The sequence below is a fragment of the Paraburkholderia sp. RL17-373-BIF-A genome, from assembly GCF_046030175.1.
In the GTDB taxonomy this organism is placed as follows: domain Bacteria; phylum Pseudomonadota; class Gammaproteobacteria; order Burkholderiales; family Burkholderiaceae; genus Paraburkholderia.
Map to the genome: position 1 here is coordinate 14,886 of NZ_JARESO010000013.1, position 15,958 is coordinate 30,843.

Genomic DNA, 15,958 nt, shown 5'->3' on the forward strand with positions numbered 1-15,958 from the left:
AAGCTGCATATGCTGAACTTTGTGACGCCACGTACGCTGACGGTCAGCGGGGCGGCGCTGCCGACGTTGCCCGATGGCGAGCCGGCATTGCAGCTACGCGCTATCGCGGGCGAAGAAGCCCTGTCGACAATCTATGAATACGAGCTGAGCCTCGTCACGCCGGTCGATCCGCTGCTGCCGGACAGCACGGCTGCCAACTTCGACCTGAAGGCGATGATTGGCAAGGAGCTGACTGTCACCATCCAGCTCGATGGCATGGGAACATTCGTGCCGGGCGTCGCCGGCGGTGGCGCTGCGAATCTCGGTGCCGGGATACGTGAGATTAGCGGCATTGTTACGGCGGCGAGTCTGGTGAGTCAGTTGAACCGCCAGTACCTCTACCGGTTGAAACTGCAGCCGTGGATCGTGCTTGCCGAGCGGCGCACCGATTACCGGATTTTCCAGAATAAGACGGTGGTCGAGATCATTGACGAGGTGCTCAAGGCGAATTATCTCTACGGCTATGTCAAGCGTCTGGGCGGCAAGTATTCGAAGCTGGTCTATCAGGTCCAGTACGGTGAGTCGGACTTCGCCTTTATTCAGCGCCTGATGGCTGAGCACGGCATCTACTGGTTTTACGAGCACTCCAGGGAGGTGCACCGGATGGTGCTCGTCGACAATCTCGGTGCGCACAAACCCGTGGAGAGCGTCGCGTATCAGACGCTGTGGTACTACCCACCGGGGCACAAGGTCGATCGCGAGCACATCGAACACTTCGATACGACCGAAAGCATCCAGTCGGGCATCTGGACCACCGACGATTTCGACTTCACGCAGCCGGGTGCGAAGCTGGCGGTGGAAAATGCGCTGCCGCGGGACACCTCGCATAACCAGCTGACGGTTTATGAGTGGCCGGGCGACTATGCCGACCCGATGCAGGGCGCACGGTTCGCACGGGTACGCATGGAAGAAATCCGCGCCCAAGGCGAGCGTGCTACGGGCAAGGGCCATCTGCGCAACGTGGTGTGCGGCACGACCTTTACGCTCGCGGGCTACCCCCAGGAGGCGGCGAACCGCGAATACCTCGTGATCCGCGCGAAGGTGATAGCGGAAGAAACCGGCGATCAAACCGGCGCGGGCCAATACAGCATCAACACGACGTTCGAGGTGCAGCCGGCGACCACGATGTTCCGCGCGCCGCGCACGGTGGACAAGCCGCGTACGACGGGTCCGCAGACGGCGATCGTGACAGGACCTCCCGGGCAGGAAATCTGGACTGACAAGTACGGCAGGGTGAAGCTCAAGTTTCACTGGGACCATTCGCCCGTGAACGACCAGAACTCATCGTGCTGGGTGCGCGTGTCGTATCCGTGGGCGGGGAGCAGCTTCGGCGGAGTGAACATACCGCGCGTGGGTCAGGAAGTGATCGTCGATTTCGAGAATGGCGATCCTGACCGGCCGATCGTGACGGGGCGGGTTTTTAATGCGGCTTCCATGCCGCCGTGGACGCTGCCGGGCAGTGCGACACAAAGCGGGATCATCAGCCGCTCGATGAAGGGTGGCAAATCGAATTACAGCGGTATTCGCTTTGACGATACGCAGGGTTCGGAAGAGTTCATGTTGCAGGCCGAGAAGGACATGAACAGCACCATCAAGAATAACGAGACGCATGTGGTCGGTGCGGACCGAACGAAGATCGTCAAGGGACAGGAAGTGACAACCGTGAAGGGCGACCGGACACAGACCGTCAACGGACAGCACACGGAGACCATCAAGCATGACATCTCTCAGACCTCGACGGAGGGGAATATCAGCGTGACGTCTGAGAAAGGCACGGTGACGATCTCCGCGAAAACGCAGATCAAACTGGTTGTCGAGGGGACGACCGTCGTCCTGACCCCGGAGCTGCTCAGTCTGATCTCAAAGACGATCGACAGCAAATCCACGGGCGAGACGAATATGAAAGGCAGCAAGCTAAATCTTAACTGCTAACTTCCAACCCGCCTCCCGAACAGACGATGACAGTGCAATACGCGATGGATGAAGGCAGCATCACCCTGCCTGCTGGCTACACCGACAGAACGGTCAATATCTTTGTGCAGGAGCCGCTGACGGATGGTCTTTCCAACCTTCAGGTGGCGCGTGACACCGCCCGGCACGATGAAACCCTTGATGAATATGTCGACCGCCAGATCGGCTTGCTGAAACGGAAGATCAAGGGCTTGTCTATCAAGTCGCGCGAGACAGTCGTGCTTGCCGGTTGCGAGGCAGACGGCATCGAGATTGAGACCCGTTACAACAGCAATGGCAAGTCTGTTTATCAGCGGCAATGCGCGATTCTCCTCGCCGATGGCAAGGCGCTTATCTTCACCGCGACCAACACGGTTCCCTTCACTTCAGCTCAGTTAGCGATCTGGCGGCGAATGATCGATACGTTCATACCGGCCTGATCGACTGTCGATGCCGTTCAGCAGGTCAATCCTGTGCCGCGCCGCGCAAGGCGCCCCGCTTTCGGAACCCGGGTCAAGAGGAAGAGCATGTTTGAAGCAGCACGTGTTGGAGACGAGATACAGCACACGTCAGCCCTGGCTGGCTTCCTGATCGGCGCGATCCTTGGGGCAGCGCTGATTTTTGCCGTGGCAATGCTGACGTTCGCGTGCCCATTTCTTGTCGGCTTTATTGCGGGCTTTCTGGCTAGCATGATTGCCGAACAGATTGTTGATATCGCCACCAGAATAGGAAGCATGTTCGCCAGTCCAACTGGCACGATTGCAGCGGGTTCGCCCAATGTGTTCGTCAACGGGCGCGCGGCCGTTCCCGCCCAGATAGGCGTCGCCATGTGCGGCCAGGATACGCCGCACGAACCGGTGGCCTGCGGTTCCAGCACCGTCTTTATCAATCAGCACGTTGCGGCGCGTAAAGGCGACGAGATTCAATGCGGCGCGACGATTGCAAAGGGATCGAAGAGCGTATTTTTTGGCAGCGACAAGGCTTGTGAAATAGCCGTTGCCAGCGAAATACCGCCGTGGGCAGTCAATCTGAAAAACGGCCTGTTCATGGTTGCGGGCGTTGCAGGCGGGCTGGCTGGCGCGCTGAAGAACGGCATGAAGGCAACGGCGCCATGCGCTTTGAAATTCATCGCCGGCCAGGTGGCGGGAATCTACGTTGGCTCAAAAGTCATGGAGGGGCTGTCCGGGTTGTTTGGTCACCCGGTTCACGTCCCGACCGGCCAGAAAGTTCTCACCAACGAACTGGATTTCAGCATGCCAGGTCTGCTGCCGCTCTTCGGTTCGCGCTCGTATTCCAGCGCGATTGACACGGGTGGCATGCTGGGCCGTGGCTGGCAGCATAACTGGGACATTCACCTGAAACGCAGTAGCCGTGGTCTCGAATACGTGGGATTTCAGGGGCGTGAAGTCGGCTTTGACGATCTCCCGACCGGTCAGTACCAGTACAACCCGTTTGAGCAACTCTATCTGTCTCATGCGCTGGATGGCCGCTATATCCTGAACGGCCTGGACGATACCTTTTACGGATTCAGCGCGGAACCGCTGAAAGGGCGCCACGTGCTGGAGCGCATCGAGGACAAGTTCGGACACTTTATCGAATTCCGTCGCGATGAACACGGCGCGCTGGTCGAAGTGCGCAGCGACGCGGATGTCATTCTTGAATTGCAGCATCACGACGGCCGTCTGACGGGTGTCGACCGGATCGACGGTGCGAGGCGCAATCTCGTGCGTTACGGCTATGACGGCAATGGGCAGTTGATCCGCGTGCGTGGCCGGACCGACGAACTGGAGCGTCAGTTCGCCTATACCGACGGATTGATGACCCGGCATGTGAACGCGCTCGGCTTCACCTGTGATTATCGCTATGCGCAGTACGACGACGGGTGGCGGGTGGTTGAACACAGCACCGGTTCCGGTGAGCAGTACGCCTTTACCTATGACATTGAGTCAGGGCAGGCGCGCGTTAGCAGCGAAGACCAGGGTACGCAGGTTTGGAAGTACGACGCGGATCATCTGGTGACGCAATGGACCGACTATCTAGGCGCGTGTTACCAGTTCGAGTATGACGGGCACCAGCAACTGGTGCGCGTCGAATCTCCCGATGAGCGTGTGCAGCGCCTGGGTTACGACGCACTGGGTCGCGTAACCGACACGGTGGACGCCACGGGACGGGTCTGGCAAAGCACGTATCACCTGAAAACGCTGCGACTGGCGAGCGACACGCTTCCTGATGGCAGCGTCTGGCAATGGAAGCATACGGAACAGGGCTTACCCGTTGAGCGGATCGATGCCTTGGGGCAGGTCGCGCGGTTCGAACACGACCGGCAAGGGCTGCTCACGAGTTACACCGACGAACGCGGCGGCACGAGCAGGTTCACCTACGATGAGCGCTACGGTTTGCTCCTGAGCCGCACGGACTGCTCCGGTTCGACCACGCGCTACGTGTGGAATGAGGAGGGCGAGCTGGTCCGCCAGACCGATGCACTCGGACAGGTGACTCAACTGCTACGGAACGCGGGCGGAGCGGTCGGAACCGTCGTTCATGCCGACGGCACCCGTGAGACTTTCGAGTACAACGCGCTCGGGCAGATCAGCCGGCACAGTAATGCTTTGGGGCACGTGTCCCGGTGGGACTACAGCCCGCGCGGGCAACCAGACCGTTTTACGGACCGGTTGGGGCGCAGCCTTGAATATTGCTACGATCCGCACGGGCAATTGGTCAGGCTGACCAACGCGAACGGGGCGAGTTACAGCTTCGCTTACGACGCCATGGGGCGCATGACCCATGAAGTCCGGCTGAACGGCGTGCGGCGCGAATTGCACTACAACCTGAATGGCGAAGCGATCGCACAGACGATGACGGGCCGACAGGGCGAATCGGAGTCGATCGGCCTCGAACGGGATGCGGCCGGGCGACTGGTGTCCAAACACAGCCGATGTTCGGTCACCTGCTACAGCCATGACCTGCTCGATCGCGTGACGGCTGTTCACAGGCAGCCGGGTGCCGCCGGCATGGCGCTGGGTAACCTCGCCAGCGAGCTGACCTTTGAGTACGATGCGCTAGGCCGGTTGGTGGCGGAAACCGCGGACGGCCAGCGTTCGGAGTCGCGCCATGACGCGCTCGGCAACGTGACCGAACGCCATCTTCCGCTGGGCCAGAGAATCTCGACGCTGCACTATGGCTCGGGGCATGTCCACCAGATCAGTCTGGACGGCGAAACGCTCAGCGATATCGAACGCGATGCGCTGCACCGCGAAGTGCAACGCACGCAGGGGCCTCGCGTATGCCGGACGGCTTACGATCCGCGCGGGCGGACGGTGTCGCGGCTGAGCGAGCGGTCCGGACGGCAGGGCATGATGGGCAGCGAGCCGCTCGGGTCGGCCTATGAGTACGATCTTGCCGGCAACCTGCATCAGGTGACCCGACATGGCGGCGGGCGGCACGGGCGCAGCGTCGTGAATTACGCGTACGACGTGATGGGTCGGATGACGGGTTGTCACGACGAGGAGGGGCTGCACGAAAGTTACATCTACGACGCCGCGGACAACCTGATTGACGCGACGCGCGACCGGACGGCCAGCCGGATTCTGGACGATCTGCTGGGCCGTTTCCGGGGGACCGGCTACAGTTACGACGGCTTTGGCCAGCTCACGCGCCGGGTGCAGGACGGCATGGTCCAGGACTTCGTCTACGACGACGAGGGGCGAATGGTTCGCGCTTCGGGTCAGGGTCGGCATGGCGGGCACAGTACGGTCTATCACTACGACGCAATCGGTCGACGAACGGCCAAGGTCACGCGCCGCATGGCAGCGGATGGCAGCCCGGCCACCGACGAGACGCGCTTTGTGTGGGAAGGCATGCGTATGGTGCAGGTGCTGCGCGATGAGACGGTGCGCACCTATGTCTACTCACCGGATTCGCCCTACCGGCCGATGGCGCGGGTGGATCAGCCTGTCGTCAGCGTTGACGGAAAGTGTCGTGCCGGTGGTCGGCGCATGGTCTGGCATCACCATGCGCATGACAATGGTCAGGTGTACGACGTCACCAGCGCGAGCGGCGATGTGGCGTGGGAGCCCCGCTTCTCTGGCTTTGGGGAATTCAGAGGGACTGAGTGGCGCGATGACAGGGTCTTCGATGAGCCGCTACGGTTCGCCGGCCAGTATGCTGACGAGGAGACCGGGCTGCATTACAACACGTTCCGGTACTATGATCCGGGAACGGGGCGGTTTGTCAGTCAGGATCCGATTGGGCTTGCGGGGGGATTGAATCTTTATCGGTATGCAACGAATCCAATCTCGTGGATTGATCCGTGGGGGTTGAGTAACGCAATCGTTTCTTACTGGCCGCCTAATGATGGAGCATTTGGTCCGGTTAGTAAGATTACGTTGGAACCTGGTACGCTTATAGATCGTTACGGTTATTCGGGAGGCAGCTACACATCTCCAGTTGGAACTCCATACCCTATGAGAGCCTTGCCGCCAGGGTCGGATTTGAAACCGTATAATATCTATGAGGTGATCAAGCCAATAGAGAATGTTGAATCAAGCAAGATTGCACCATGGTTTGGTGAGCTTGGTTTGGGGAAACAATATAAATTGCCAGAATCTGTGCAAAGTCTGCTTGATTCTGGTCATTTGCGCGAAGTGAAAAATGGGATAGGTAAAGGTTGTGGATAAAAACGAGCTTGTTAAATTGCTTTTATCGTCCAATTTTCCGAATGACAGTTATTCGGTTGATGAAGTTTTAGATGAATCGCTTTGTTTGATTTACGAAGGGTCTATTTGGAAAGTGTTTTATAGCGAGCGTGGTCATCGGACTGAGGAGCAATCATATGTGGATGAAGCCGAGGCATGTGAGGTTTTTTTTAAGAGGCTGAAGCACATGTTGGGGCACTAGCTGTCACATGAGCGTGACTGGCCAATTTGGCGAATCCAAGTTCGGTGGCAAGGGCTGCGTGTGCAGCCCTTGCCATTCATTTGGCGGTAATGGTCAGCCGTCCCTGTTCGACTGCAATTCGGACGCGCTGCCCTGCTTCAAATCCGGCGTGCTCGATCCATCGTCTGGCGAGCTTCACCCACGGATAAAGCGACGGGATGGTGGGACTTCTCCCGTTGCGCCGGTGGCGCCGCGACTGCTGGATTGCCGCGTCGTACTTGGCGCACATCGTGATGCGGATGATGGAGGGCGCCGGCATTCACAAGACAGGCTCGTGTCACATGGCCACGCACATGCTGAACAACGGAACCGATACGCGGTTCATTCAGGCAATGCTGGGGCATACGTTGCTGCCAAGCACACAGATCTACACGGTGGCGTCGGTGGAGTAGCTCCAACGGGTCCACGCGGTAACACACCCGTCGCGGGTCGATGGCGTGATGCATGAGCCGGAGATTGAGGACGACGCCGAAGTGGCCGGTACGGTTTCGCTGTTAGCGGCTATCGACGCTGAAGCGGCTGAGGACGCGTCAGAAAAAAGTGAGTGACGAAAAAGGCACTAGCAAGGGGCTGAGTGGCGCGATGACAGGGTCTTCGATGAGCCGCTACGGTTCGCCGGCCAGTATGCTGACGAGGAGACCGGGCTGCATTACAACACGTTCCGGTACTATGATCCGGGAACGGGGCGGTTTGTCAGTCAGGATCCGATTGGGCTTGCGGGGGGATTGAATCTTTATCGGTATGCGCCTAATCCGGTTAGCTGGATCGATCCGTGGGGATGGGTCGGTGAAACAACGCCAGGATATAATGTTTATAGTCTTTACGATATGGATATACATGGCAATCCAATTGGCGATCCATACTATATCGGAATTACCAATGATCTTGAGAGGCGAGCTGCCGGGCACTTAGAAACTGGTCGCCTATCAGGGCAGTCAGGAATGATTCCTCTTGATGAAGGTGTAACGTATGGGCAAGCACGTGGATACGAGCAAGCATACATTGAGCATTACGGGACAAAGACCGGAGTGATCGGTGAGTCGATATCTTCCACTAACAGGGGAAATAAAGTGGCATCTTTCGATCAGAATAATTCTACCCGGCCTGCTGCAAGGCAGCAGTATTTCGAAGAGCACTATAATTCAAAATCAAGATCGCTTAAGCCCGGCGCTGCAAAGGGAGGCTGTTGAAATGGTCAACTTAAAGATTCATGGTTGGGGGAAAAAAGAGCGAACCATGATTCGCTTTATCAATTCTGGGGATATTTTTTGTTTCAAGTTGAACAATGGGAAATATGGATTTGGACGAATTATCTCAAAGGTGAGTATTGGACACACGGCGGAGATTTTTAATTTTGTATCGTCCTCTCCTGATATATCCGCCGACATGCTTGAAGTGACTGCGCTAGTATTTCCTCCAGTTGTTCTGGATTCGTATAGTTTATTTGATAAGAGAATATCTGGAGATTGGCAGATTATAGGGCATCAAGATGGTTATTCATCTGTTGGCCATGCGGGTGTCTTCTTCTCTTATGGTGTCGGCGATTCATGCAAGCGCGTGGACATTAATGGTAATGTGCAAAGTATCGCGTCCGCAGATAAGAATAACTATCCTCCGTACACTCCCAAGAATGATAACCATATCCAAGCAATGATTCATAATGCTCAAACTTGAAAGAATGGTTAGTTATCGTCGCTGAATAGAACAAAGGGCCGCTGACGCGGCCCTTTGTTCTATTCAGCGGTAATAGTCAGCCGTCCCTGTTCGACAATGATCTTTACGCGCTGGCCAGCCTGAAATCCCGCCTGCTCGATCGATCGTCCTGCGAGCTTCATCCAGGGATAAAGCGGCGGGATGGTGGGCTTCGCCAGTTGCGCCGGTAGCGCATCATCTGGATCCTCACGTAGATGGCGTCGAGCCGGCAACTTAGAAAAAACAAACGCAAACGGCACGGGTCGTTATCCCGTGCCGTATTTGAATGACCAAAGAGCCCACTATCCAGCCAATCAGTCTGTGAAGACTCAATCACGAGCCAACACAACCTGCCCCAACTACAGCTCAATTCACCGACGCATGCGTCTGCTCGACCGGCCGCGCCTGCGTCACCGCGCTCACCGCCGCGAAGACGATGATATTCACCGCCAACGCCAGGAAGCCGATGTTGATGTCCTTCAACGCATCGGGCAGGAACGGCATCAATTGACCGATGCTCAAGTGCATGGTGGTCGTCACGGCCACCACGGCAACGCCGGCCAGAATCCCGCAAAACGCGCCTTGCTTGGTCGCGCGGTTATGCGGACGCAGACTGCAGATCACCGCCGGAAAAAGCTGGGTCACGAAGCTATAACCCATCAGCAGCAACGCAACGATCGTTTCGCCGCCTTGCAGCGTGAAACCGACCGCGACAAGCGCCACGACCGGCACGAGGAATCGCGCGAGCTTCGCCACCGTGGCATCCGATGCCTTGCGGCTCACCATGCCGCGATACACGTCGTTGGCGAGCAGCGTCGACGCGGACGTCAGGATCATCGAGCCCGGCACGAGCGCGGTCAGAATGCCGGCCGCGCCGATCACGCCGACAAACCACGGGTCGAAGGTCTGCAACGACAGGCGGAACAGCGACAGGTCGATGTCGCCGCCCTTCAGACCCGGCACCTTCAGCGTCGCCGCGAAGCCCACGAAGAACACGAACAGCAGAATCAGCTGATACAGCGGCAGCACCATCGCGTTGCGACGGAAAATGCGTTCGTCCTTCGCGGTGAAAATCGAACCGAAGGTATGCGGCCACATGAAGAAGCCCAGCGCCGTCAGCAGCACGGTCGACTGGAACCACGTCACGCTCGAGCCCTTGGCCGGGAAAGTCAGGAAGCCGGGGCGCGCGGCGTCGATCGCGCGGAACATGTCGCTGAAGCCGCCGTAGTAGTGCAGCGGCAGATAGATGCCGAGGAACAGCACGTTCGCGAGAATCAGCAGATCCTTCACCACCGAATTCCACGCCGAGCCGCGCACGCCGGAGACGATCACGTAGGCGGTCACGACGCAGGCGCCGATCCACACGGCCGCCGTCGACGAAATCGCGCCGTACGAGGCCGTTGCGACGATAATGCCGAGCCCCTTCAGTTGCAGCACGAGGTAGGGAATCAGCGCGGCCACGCCGACCAGCGCGACAAGCGTGCCGAGCGCCGGGCTTTCATACTTGCGCGCGAAGAAGTGCGGCTGCGAGACGAGGCGGTGATTCTTCGCGTAACGCCAGATTGGCGGCAGCATCCAGTACGAGAGGATGTACGCAAGCGTGCCGTACGCCAGGATGTAATAGACCGGCGCGCCCTTGCCATAAGCAAAGCCGCTGCCGCCGAGGAAGGTGAAGGTCGTGTAGATTTCACCGGCCATCAACAGGAACACGAAGGCGGTGCCGAAGCTGCGGCCGCCCACGGTCCATTGTTCGAGACTCATGTCGTGGCCGCGCTTGGCGCGCACGCCCAGGTAGAGCGCAAACAGCGTAATCGCAGCAATGATGATGAGTGCGCTCATGAACTAGCCTCCTCGCCATCGGCGGCGAGCTGACGGTTGGACGGATCCAGACGGTAGACGATCGCCATGATGATCGAACTGAGCACCACCCACATGACGATCCAGGCCAGCACGAACGGCATGCCGAGCATCAGCGGCTCGACACGATTCACAAACGGAACACCGAGCAGAATGCCGATGAACGGCAGCGCGGCAAGTACACGAAGCAACATGGGGGCAACTCCTCGAACCGGTAAGTACGTCTCGTTGAAAGTGCGGCTTCGCTGGGGACTGTATGCCGGATGCTTTGGTCCCGTAAAGCAGGTCAAAAAAGTGTAGGCTTTCTGAAAGTTGCGGACGCATCTTTATGGGGTCGGTTGCTGCGCTGCAAGACGGGCTGCATAGTGAGGCGCGCCGCGGCACGCGCGCTGGTGGCTGGCTTTTTTACGGTTTCCCTGGCGCGCCGCGATATCATCTCGCCACGCAGCGCGAGCATCATCTGGAGCGCCGGAGAGAGTCCGGTTTCATCAACATGGCGCGGCATGCCGGGTGCGCAGTGGAGCCACCCGAGCCGCCGCTCGACACGGAACGCATATGGTCGACAGTCTGATCTCGGACATTCTGTTTGGCTTTACCGGGCTGATCAGCATCATCAACCCAATCGGCATTGCTTTCGTTTTCCTGGACCGGACTGCTTCGTTGACCACGGAGGAGCGCACCGCGCTGGCCCGCAAAATCGCCATCAACGTGATGTGCGTGCTGCTGGTGGCGTTTTTCATCGGCACGCCGATCCTGCATTTCTTCGGCATCTCCATGCAGGCGCTGCGCATCGGCGGCGGGCTCGCCGTCGCGGTGGGCGGCTGGCAGATGCTCAATGCGCCCGACACGCAACCGGCCGAGCAGCCGGCGGTCAAGCGGGTGGACGCGGACAATGCGATGTCGAAGGCGTTTTTCCCATTCACCATTCCGCTGACCACCGGGCCGGGCTCGATCGCCACGGCTGTCGCGCTGACCGCGAACCGCACGCATAAGCTCTCCGAGTTTGTGATTTCGAGCATCGCGTCGGTGGTGATCTCGCTGGCGGTGGCCGTGACGGTTTATCTGATCTATAGCCGCGCGGTGGTGTTCGCGAAGTACCTCGGCGTGGAGGGCACCAAGGTCGCGATGCGTGTATCTTCTTTTCTGCTGCTGTGCATCGGTGTGCAGATCATGCTGACCGGCTTCTCCGAATTCCTGATTCCGATCGCGACGATGCAGCCGGTAGTGAAGTAGATGTGTACCCGGCGGCACGCCGCGCCGGGGCGCTGAAGCACCAACTCTGGTCGACCACAGCAAGTGCATGGGACCAGAGTAAGGCGCTAAAGCGCCAACTCTGGTCGACAGGAGAAAACCTCATGTGCCGCTGGCTCGCTTATACAGGTAACCCGATTCAGCTCGAAACGGTGCTGTTCAACGCCAAACACTCCCTGATCGACCAGAGCCTGCATTCGCGGCTCGGCCAGACCACGACCAACGGCGATGGCTTCGGCATCGGCTGGTACGGCCAGCCGACCGATATTCCGTTTCGCTACCGCTGCATTCAACCGGCGTGGAGCGACCGCAATTTGCGCGAAGCGGCGCGGGCGATCCGCGCGCCGCTGTTCGTCGCGCACATACGCGCGGCGACGGATACGCCTTCGCAGGAAACCAACTGTCATCCGTTCCGCTATGGCCGCTGGCTCTTCGCGCATAACGGCCTGATACGCAACTATCCGGCCGTGCGCCGCGATCTGATGGTGGCGATCGACCCCGATCTGTTTCCGTCCATTGAAGGCTCGACCGATTCCGAGGTGATGTTTTTCCTCGCGCTGACCTTCGGCCTGGAAGTGGCGCCGGTCACCGCGCTCGAGCGGATGGTGGCCTTCGTCGAGGACACCGGCCGCAAGCATGGCGTGGACGAACCGCTGAACATGACCGTGTGCGCCACCGACGGCGAGCAGATCGTCGCAGTGCGCTATTCGAGCGAAGGGCAGTCGCGCTCGCTCTTTCACAGCAGCTCGTTTCAGCAACTGCACGCGTTGTATCCCGACGATCCACGCATCGAGGCGGCCGGCGAGAATGCGTTTCTGGTGCTGTCCGAACCGCTCGCCGACCTGCCGGGCTGGTGGCAGGAGATTCCGGAGAGCACGGCGGTGGTGGCGCGCGGCGGTGAAATCGAACGGTATCCGTTCAAGCCGCAGTCGGCGTGAGCGCTGAGAGCCGCGTGAGCGCCGGCATCAACGCGTGAGCAGCATCGAGCTCAACACGGAGAACACCGTCGACGGCAGTTCGGCGAGGCGGCTGACCACCACATTGTGCGGATAGAAGTCCTCGACTGCGTCCGTCAGCACGCCGATCCCCACAAGCTCGATGCCGCGCTTGCCGATGGCCGCGACGCGTTCGCGCAGATCGCTGCGCAAAACCTGCGGATCGCCGTCGCCGGTCGACGGGTAGCCGTCGGAGAACATCATCAGGATGCGCCGTTCGGCCTGATGGTCGGCAAGCCGCGTCGCGGCCCACGCCAGCGCCTCGCCGTCCGGATTCTCGTGGCCGCAGTCGATCGCGGCGATCCCGCTCAGGTCCGTCGCGCCGAAGCGCTTATAGACCTTCAGATCGAGCCGTTCGACGAAGCGGTTATAGCGTCGTAAATCCGCGCCGGCGGCGCGTTGACGCTCGTAGAGCTGCTTCATGGGCGCGGATTCGACCGAGCAATAACCGAGCACTTCGCAATCGAACGACAACTGCGTCAGCGCATCGCACAAGGCGGCCGCGCACTGGCGCGCGAGTTCGATCTTGCGGCCGGCCATCGAGCCGCTGCGGTCGATCAGCAGCGTCACGGCGACGTCGCGTCCTTTGGCGGGCCGCTGCGTGCGAAACGGCGTGCGATAACCGGGCGAGGTCGCGAGCTTCGCCAGCGCGGTGCGATCGATCTCGCCGCGCTCCTGCTCGCGGCGCCAGCGCGTGCGCTCGTCGGCGCTCAGCGCGCGTTCGAGCTTTTCCTTCAGCGGCGCGGTGTCCGCGCGAGCCTGCGCCCGCAACTCGCGCCAGGCGGCGCTGTCGCCCTGGCCCGTGAGATCGCGGATGTCGTCGAATTCGGTGGCGAGCGGAATCGACAGCCGGGCTTGTGATGCAGCCGCAGCAACACGACCTGCTTCGCCTTCTGAACGCTCCGATGGCTGCTGCGCGTCCGCCAGCGATTGACCCATGCCGACCGCGTTGTCCGCCTGCGCGCCACCGCTTCGATCGGACGGCGGCGCGTTCGCGCTGTCCTGGTCGGGGAGCACGGTGTCGTCGTCTTCGAGCGGCACGGATGACGAAGCGGCCGTTTCCGTATCGATGTCCTCGACCGGATCCGCCGTGAACGCCATGCTGTTCACCTCACCCGCCGACAACGCGCGCACGCGCGCCACGAGCGCCTGCGCCGCCGCGATGCTCTGCGCGGTCGAGCGGCTCGCGCGCGCTTCGTGCAGCAGATCCTCCGCGGCATGCAAGGCGGCGAGCAGCGAATGGCTCGCTTCGGTCCGGGTGGGCGGTTCATCCCACAACGCGCGTTCGACCAGCCAGACCAGCCGGTCGCGCCAGTGCAGCTTCGGCCAGCGCTGCCGCACGCGCTCGGTCGCATGCAGGCGCAGCTTGCCGATGAACCAGCGCGCGCCCGGATATTCGTCGAGCAACTGTCCACACACGCGGCGGTCTTCGATCACCTGCGCGAGATTCGCGGCGACGCCCGAGGGCAGCGCATCGAGTTGCGCGAGCGACGCATGCTTGGCGCGCGCGACCAGCAGATCCAGATAGCCGATCAGCACATCGCGCTCGACTTCGCCATTCAACTCATATTCGGGAATCACAATGCGGCCGGGCTCCACGCGCGGACCGTCCGGACTGAACGCGACCGTCACGCCGTATTGCCCGGTCAGCACGCGGGCCACCTTGCTGAGCGTGGATTCGAAGGCGAAGCCGCGCGTGTCGCGCGTTGCGTGCATCGCGCTCACGCTTCAGGCGCCGGCGCGATGTGATGGCGAACGATGCCGCGAATCAACGCGGCGTCTTCCGGGCTCACCTTCGCGTAGATGGCCGGCCCGGCGGCGCGTTCGGGGTCGCCCGTGCGCAGCATCAGTTCGGCCCAGTCGAGCAGGCGCCGGGTCGAGAACGCGCTCGAGAGATCTTCGCGAGCGAACGCCGCGCGGCAGTCGGCGGCGATCGCGGCGAGCGTGGTGGCGAGCGCGCGCGTCATGTGCGGGGCGAGGGTGGCGATCAGCACGTCGGCTTCTTCGGCGGGCGTCAGATAGTCGAGCAGATACACGCGCCAGCGGTCCAGAAACGCCTCGTTCATCAGATTGGCGCCCTGATACAGATGCCGGAACTGACTCATCGCGCCGACCGCATTGGCTGTCGCGAACAACCGGAAGGCCGGATGCGGCGCGACGATCTCGTTGCCCTTTTCCTTCAGCACGAGGCGGCCGTGCGGTTCGAGCACGGCGGTGAGGGCGGCGAGAATCGACGGTTCGGCAAAATCGATTTCATCGACGATCAGCCAGAGCCCCTCGCGCATGGCCGTGGGCAGCACGCCGTCGACCCACAGCGTCTCGCCGCCCTTGACGGTCCAGAAGCCGACGAAGTCGCCAACCGTGGTCTGCCCGTTCATGTTCGAGCGCAGCACGCCGTGACGCGACCGCGCCGCGACCTGTTCGATCAGGCTGGTCTTGCCGGCGCCGGTGTGGCCGATCAGCATCACGCGCCGGTTCTCGACAATGTCCTCGACGATGTCGTTAAAGCGCTCGGAGAACAGATAGGCCGGATTGAGGCGTGGCACGAGCGGATTGTCGAAGCCGCAAGGCACCTCCACATGACCGATGCGCACGGTCGCGCCGGTGCCTTCCAACTGCCGATGTTTCGCCGCCGAAGCTCGCGCCGCGACGCGCTGCAATTCCGGCATGAAGGCGACGCGGCCGGCCGCGGACTGCTCGCTTGCGGCGTCGTCCGTATCGATGGCGAAGCCTTCGCGGCGCCATTTCTTCAGCTTCGCACGCAGATTTTCCGCGTCCACCACGAGATCGATATCGACCGCGCCAGGGCCGCTGCCATTGTCGACACCATGTTCGAGCCGATAATTTTCCGGCCGGTCGGCCACGCTCACGCGCCACCATTCGGCGCCGTGTTCCGTTGCGCGTTGGTAAAGGCCAAGGTTTTCGTCTTCGGTCAGTTCGGGCGAGTTCATGGCGAAAGTTGAATAGTCAATAACGAATCGTGCATTGCAATTTGGCTGGGGCCGAATGAGCGACTATCTTATCTTGAGCGGCTTTCGACTTTCCATTCCATTGGCAACCGGGCCTTGTCGAGCCCAGGCCGGGCAAATATTTATTGCGTCAAGCGAATAGGTCGTGGAGCGCGTATCGCCTATAGTTCGACGGACCCAGCGCTGTAGTTTACAAACGTCTTTCTCGCGGATCGTGTTTGAAGCATCCGCAGTCCTCTTTGCCCTACATCGCGACACAAAAAATTGACG

12 protein-coding genes and 2 pseudogenes are annotated in these 15,958 nt (G+C 60.4%); 8 read left to right on the forward strand and 6 right to left on the reverse strand.

Going from position 1 to position 15,958, the window contains the following annotated elements; translation table 11 throughout:
- Positions 1–9: 9 nt before the first annotated feature.
- From P0D80_RS17820 to P0D80_RS17830, 3 genes and pseudogenes are all read left to right on the forward strand, one after another.
- Positions 10–1,827: pseudogene (locus P0D80_RS17820) on the forward strand (type VI secretion system Vgr family protein); the annotation flags it as partial.
- Between the two features lie 170 nt (positions 1,828–1,997).
- Positions 1,998–2,429 carry a DcrB-related protein gene (locus P0D80_RS17825; protein ID WP_408180191.1) on the forward strand — a complete coding sequence of 144 codons (432 nt, stop codon included), beginning with the start codon at positions 1,998–2,000 and terminating at the stop codon, positions 2,427–2,429.
- A gap of 87 nt (positions 2,430–2,516) precedes the next feature.
- Positions 2,517–6,665, forward strand: coding sequence for a glycohydrolase toxin TNT-related protein (locus P0D80_RS17830; protein ID WP_408285743.1), 4,149 nt, complete (start codon positions 2,517–2,519; stop codon positions 6,663–6,665).
- A gap of 296 nt (positions 6,666–6,961) precedes the next feature.
- Here P0D80_RS17830 and P0D80_RS17835 read toward each other — a convergent pair whose 3' ends face one another.
- Positions 6,962–7,183, reverse strand: coding sequence for a SymE family type I addiction module toxin (locus P0D80_RS17835; RefSeq protein ID WP_408285745.1), 222 nt, complete (start codon positions 7,181–7,183; stop codon positions 6,962–6,964).
- Between P0D80_RS17835 and P0D80_RS17840 the strand changes: the two genes are divergently transcribed.
- The 3 genes and pseudogenes from P0D80_RS17840 to P0D80_RS17850 all read left to right on the forward strand — a co-directional run bounded on the left by P0D80_RS17840 (position 7,167) and on the right by P0D80_RS17850 (position 8,598).
- Positions 7,167–7,316 (forward strand): tyrosine-type recombinase/integrase, encoded by a 150-nt coding sequence (locus P0D80_RS17840; RefSeq protein WP_408285923.1) that lies wholly within the window; start codon positions 7,167–7,169, stop codon positions 7,314–7,316. The genes P0D80_RS17835 and P0D80_RS17840 overlap by 17 nt on opposite strands.
- A 252-nt stretch (positions 7,317–7,568) precedes the next feature.
- A pseudogene (locus P0D80_RS17845) lies at positions 7,569–7,643 on the forward strand (RHS repeat-associated core domain-containing protein); the annotation flags it as partial.
- A 316-nt stretch (positions 7,644–7,959) separates the two neighbouring features.
- Positions 7,960–8,598 (forward strand): immunity 26/phosphotriesterase HocA family protein, encoded by a 639-nt coding sequence (locus P0D80_RS17850; RefSeq protein ID WP_408285747.1) that lies wholly within the window; start codon positions 7,960–7,962, stop codon positions 8,596–8,598.
- Positions 8,599–8,657: 59 nt separating this feature from the next.
- Here the strand turns inward: P0D80_RS17850 and P0D80_RS17855 are convergent, their stop codons facing one another.
- From P0D80_RS17855 to P0D80_RS17865, 3 genes are all read right to left on the reverse strand, one after another.
- On the reverse strand, positions 8,658–8,876 hold the full coding sequence (locus P0D80_RS17855; protein ID WP_408180186.1) for a SymE family type I addiction module toxin: 219 nt from the start codon (positions 8,874–8,876) through the stop codon (positions 8,658–8,660).
- Between the two features lie 106 nt (positions 8,877–8,982).
- The gene (locus tag P0D80_RS17860; protein ID WP_408285750.1) at positions 8,983–10,455 is read right to left on the reverse strand and encodes a sodium:solute symporter family protein; all 1,473 of its coding nucleotides are present in this window, start codon (positions 10,453–10,455) and stop codon (positions 8,983–8,985) included.
- Positions 10,452–10,667: a DUF3311 domain-containing protein gene (locus tag P0D80_RS17865; RefSeq protein WP_132377278.1), complete on the reverse strand. Its 216-nt coding sequence runs from the start codon at positions 10,665–10,667 to the stop codon at positions 10,452–10,454. Before P0D80_RS17865 ends, P0D80_RS17860 begins: the two co-directional genes overlap by 4 nt.
- 361 nt (positions 10,668–11,028) lie before the next feature.
- On the opposite strand from P0D80_RS17865, the gene P0D80_RS17870 reads away from it, so the two are divergent.
- Together P0D80_RS17870 and P0D80_RS17875 are read left to right on the forward strand one after the other, a co-directional pair.
- Complete coding sequence (locus P0D80_RS17870) at positions 11,029–11,706, forward strand: MarC family protein (protein WP_408285751.1); 678 nt, start codon at positions 11,029–11,031, stop codon at positions 11,704–11,706.
- 122 nt (positions 11,707–11,828) lie between these two features.
- A complete protein-coding gene (locus P0D80_RS17875) occupies positions 11,829–12,662 on the forward strand; it encodes a class II glutamine amidotransferase (protein WP_408180184.1) in 834 nt (277 codons plus the stop codon).
- A 27-nt stretch (positions 12,663–12,689) separates the two neighbouring features.
- Here the strand turns inward: P0D80_RS17875 and P0D80_RS17880 are convergent, their stop codons facing one another.
- A complete protein-coding gene (locus tag P0D80_RS17880) occupies positions 12,690–14,435 on the reverse strand; it encodes a cobaltochelatase CobT-related protein (protein ID WP_408285924.1) in 1,746 nt (581 codons plus the stop codon).
- 5 nt (positions 14,436–14,440) lie between these two features.
- On the reverse strand, positions 14,441–15,670 hold the full coding sequence (locus P0D80_RS17885) for an AAA family ATPase (RefSeq protein WP_408285754.1): 1,230 nt from the start codon (positions 15,668–15,670) through the stop codon (positions 14,441–14,443).
- Between the last annotated feature and the right edge of the window lie 288 nt (positions 15,671–15,958).

Coding starts and splice junctions, on each gene's coding strand:
- P0D80_RS17825 (WP_408180191.1), top strand. CDS start 1,998: ATGACAGTGCAATACGCGATGGATGAAGGCAGCATCACCCTGCCTGCT.
- P0D80_RS17830 (WP_408285743.1), top strand. CDS start 2,517: ATGTTTGAAGCAGCACGTGTTGGAGACGAGATACAGCACACGTCAGCC.
- P0D80_RS17840 (WP_408285923.1), top strand. CDS start 7,167: ATGGAGGGCGCCGGCATTCACAAGACAGGCTCGTGTCACATGGCCACG.
- P0D80_RS17835 (WP_408285745.1), bottom strand. CDS start 7,183: ATGCCGGCGCCCTCCATCATCCGCATCACGATGTGCGCCAAGTACGAC.
- P0D80_RS17860 (WP_408285750.1), bottom strand. CDS start 10,455: ATGAGCGCACTCATCATCATTGCTGCGATTACGCTGTTTGCGCTCTAC.
- P0D80_RS17865 (WP_132377278.1), bottom strand. CDS start 10,667: ATGTTGCTTCGTGTACTTGCCGCGCTGCCGTTCATCGGCATTCTGCTC.
- P0D80_RS17870 (WP_408285751.1), top strand. CDS start 11,029: ATGGTCGACAGTCTGATCTCGGACATTCTGTTTGGCTTTACCGGGCTG.
- P0D80_RS17875 (WP_408180184.1), top strand. CDS start 11,829: ATGTGCCGCTGGCTCGCTTATACAGGTAACCCGATTCAGCTCGAAACG.
- P0D80_RS17880 (WP_408285924.1), bottom strand. CDS start 14,435: ATGCACGCAACGCGCGACACGCGCGGCTTCGCCTTCGAATCCACGCTC.
- P0D80_RS17885 (WP_408285754.1), bottom strand. CDS start 15,670: ATGAACTCGCCCGAACTGACCGAAGACGAAAACCTTGGCCTTTACCAA.